This is a genomic window from Paraglaciecola hydrolytica (assembly GCF_001565895.1).
GTDB lineage: Bacteria > Pseudomonadota > Gammaproteobacteria > Enterobacterales > Alteromonadaceae > Paraglaciecola > Paraglaciecola hydrolytica.
This window is the reverse complement of record NZ_LSNE01000006.1, coordinates 125,542-128,824: the sequence shown is the minus strand read 5'-3', so window position 1 is coordinate 128,824 and position 3,283 is coordinate 125,542. Positions and strand designations below refer to the sequence as shown.

3 protein-coding genes are annotated in these 3,283 nt (G+C 33.3%); all 3 read left to right on the top strand.

The window, feature by feature from the left end; genetic code table 11:
• Positions 1 to 156 precede the first annotated feature (156 nt).
• Entirely contained in the window at positions 157 to 1,638 is a 1,482-nt protein-coding gene (locus AX660_RS12620) for an oligosaccharide flippase family protein (RefSeq protein WP_131811799.1), read from the top strand.
• A gap of 12 nt (positions 1,639 to 1,650) precedes the next feature.
• On the top strand, positions 1,651 to 2,538 hold the full coding sequence (locus tag AX660_RS12615; RefSeq protein ID WP_068377465.1) for a hypothetical protein: 888 nt from the start codon (positions 1,651 to 1,653) through the stop codon (positions 2,536 to 2,538).
• 13 nt (positions 2,539 to 2,551) lie between these two features.
• A partial coding sequence (locus AX660_RS23315) for a DUF707 domain-containing protein (RefSeq protein ID WP_068377462.1) occupies positions 2,552 to 3,283 on the top strand: 732 nt, incomplete at its 3' end.

Sequence of the window (3,283 nt, the reverse complement as noted above, 5' to 3'; positions counted from 1 at the left end):
TCGTTTATGGCTCGAGCTGAGCGCACTTCTTCTAAAGACTAGATTCATAATGATCTTCCGGTATTAATTACCAGGCCCACACTAGCTTTACGCATTCCAAAGAATTAACATACTGATATTAAAATTCTATATATTAAATCCTCGGAAATTAAAGCTTTGAGTAATGTAAAAAAAATGCTAACAGGAAGTTTTTTACTGAGCTTTGAGGCAGTATTAAGAAAATTAGTAGGGTTGGTTAGCACTTTAATGCTTGCAAGGCTTCTTGTTCCAGAAGACTTCGGGCTAATAGCCATCGCTTTTTTAGTCATGGGATTTGTTGATGCTATAAAACAATATGGAGCTGGAGCATACCTACTTAAAGCTGAATCTATTAACAAAGATATGATCAATACCGGTTGGACTATCAATGTAACTAGCAATGGTTTTATGGCAGCATTATTAATTATTGCGACGCCTTATATATCAGACTATTACAATGATATACGTCTAATCAATGTATTATACGCATTCGCAGGAATTTGGATAATGCGGTCTTTTAATAATCCTGGACTGATTATGTTGAGAAGAGACCAAAACTATCTGCCACTTATAAAGTTATCAGTTATTACAAAACTCTTGGCCGTTGCAATGGTTATTGTGAGTGCTTGGCTCTTAGAAAGTTACTGGGCGTTAGTTATAGGACAGTTTGTCACCTATTTTTCAATGACGGTAGGTAGTTATTTTCTGCACTCTCACCGCCCAAGATTATGCCTAATTGGTTTCAAGGAACAATGGGGGTTTTCTAGTTGGTGGTTATTGCAATCCATTGTTGGTTATTTTAAGGGACAATTAGATACATTTTTGGTTAGCTCTCTTTATAGCCAGGGAATTCTAGGCGCGTACCATACTATAAAATACTTTTCTTCTATGCCTACCACATTTTTAATGCAACCTGTTACTGAACCTCTATTAGTGCAATTAAGGCAGCTGAAAGGTAATACTTTATATTTTAATCAGCAGCTAAATGTAGCGTTGATAGTTGCTTTAATTATTGCGACACCCATTTCTATTTTTTTTGCTCAAGAGCACAAGCTCGTTGTACAGGTTTTACTAGGTGACAATTGGTTAGAATACTCCGAGTTATTTGCGATCTTTAGTTTCACAATTATTATCTATGTTTTCCAAAAACAAATGTCCGAGGCATTGGTTATTTTCGGACACAGCAAAAGTATCTTTTATTTCCAATTGATATCAATGTTTCTAATTTACGGCACACTATTAAGTATAGACGCCCCAGATTTTCTATATTTTGCTATGACCAAAGTATGGATAGAAGCTATTGTTGTCTTAGGATTAACGGTATTCTTTTTAACTAAATACTCTAGTCTAGCCAGTGTTGGTAACTTATTGCTGGGCATAATCCCGATAGGAATATCTATAATGCTTAGTTTTTATCTTAGCCGAGACGTTGATATCAATCATATTGCTTTCATACGCCTCACTGTAAAGGCATTCACTTTTTTTGGCATTTATTTTAGTTGTATGTTTTTTCTTTCTTTAATTCTGCAAAAAGTTTCTCCAGAATGGCGTTATATATGGCAATTAAATGATAAAATTAGAATATTCATATTGGCAAAATTCAGAAAGTTAATCTTATAGGGTCAATCAAAAATGTTTTTTTTTATAACATCTATCCGACACCCAAATAATGCAAAAAACTATCGCGTTATTTTAGATTTATTGCAGCTCACAATAAGCTCGGTATGCTCACAAAAAACCCAATTTAAATTTAAATTTTTAATCGTTTGTAACGAAATGCCAAACATTAAAGTCGATGAATCAATAGTTGAATTTTTGGTAGTAGATTTTCCACAACCTGGCGATGGAAAAAGTATTGAGCTTGCTTTTGAAAGTGTATTGAAAGATAAAGGCAGCAAACTTGCCGCAGGGCTTGCTTGGATAAATCAATATAACCCATCAAAAGTGTTTATTATTGATGCCGATGACTGGGTTAATAGCAATATCGTTGAGTATGTGTCTGTAAATAGCGACACCAGCTTTTGGTATGTCGATACAGGTTATTTAATTAATTTGGCGGCTAAAAAAAGCACTCAAAAACATGGTCTATGTCGTTACTGCGGCAGTACCTATATTTATGATTATAAAAAATTATTAGATATCATTGAATACAAAGGGAAATTAGGTGAAGTGCTTAGTCAAATTGAAATTATTGAGAATATTAATGATTTTGGAATGAACTATATTTTGGGTGACCATAGGCGCCAACTTGGATATTTTAATAAACTAAATAAAAAAATAGCGCCTCTTCCGTTCAAAGCAATTTGTTGGGTATTGGATACAGGGGAAAATCACTCTGGTAAAACCGGTGGTACTCAAGGTGTGCCCGTCACTTCAACTATGTTAAAACAATTCGGTATTAATTCGTTAGAAACTTTAAAACGTAGAGCAAAATTATCTGAAAGACTTAAAGAAATTTTCGCTAAAACAATATCTTATATTGGTTGGGCTAAAACCGATAAAACTGCTGACAAGGTTTAAATAGGCCGTAAATATGAGCATTCTAATCAAGCAACTAATTCTACCTAAAAATAAGTATTTAGTTTTCACTTCGGCAGGAGTTAATTCAAATTTAGCCCATTGGCTAAAAGGTTATCGTAACTTTGATTTATGGATTAGCTACTATGGAGATGAAGATAATAAATTCAAAAATGAAGCCGAATATTATATTGCAAAAAAAGGCGGAAAATTCCCTAACTTTCATTACTGTTATAATCAATGGAACGACATTATTAGCCAATACGATGCCATAATGATAATGGATGACGACCTAATATTCAGTGGCGCAGATATAAGTCAACTTTTTCAAATACAAGAAAAATATAATTTATGGCTTTTGCAACCCGCTTTCGATCGTCGAGGTAAGATTAGTTTCAGTATTACAGAAACACATGCATTCTCTAAGTTGCGGTACACCAATTTTATAGAAGTAACATGCCCTTTATTTCAAAAAGAAAAACTTGCTGAATTTATGGCAATTTATGATCCCATATTAATTGGTTGGGGCGTTGATTTATGGTACTCAGAAATATTATCAAAACAAGATACACAACATAATAAAATTGCGATAATTGATGAAATATCATGTATCAACCCAAGAGACAAAACAAAACAAAACAAAATGCGTGAAATAGATAAATTACAAAATACAGATATGCGACAACAAATTTGGAAATCTATACAAACAAGAAATAATCTTGATTTGCAATTTAAAGACCAAAAACAA

What these genes read in the sequence shown, in the direction of transcription:
- AX660_RS12615 (WP_068377465.1), top strand. Translation starts at nt 1,651, where the DNA reads ATGTTTTTTTTTATAACATCTATCCGACACCCAAATAATGCAAAAAAC.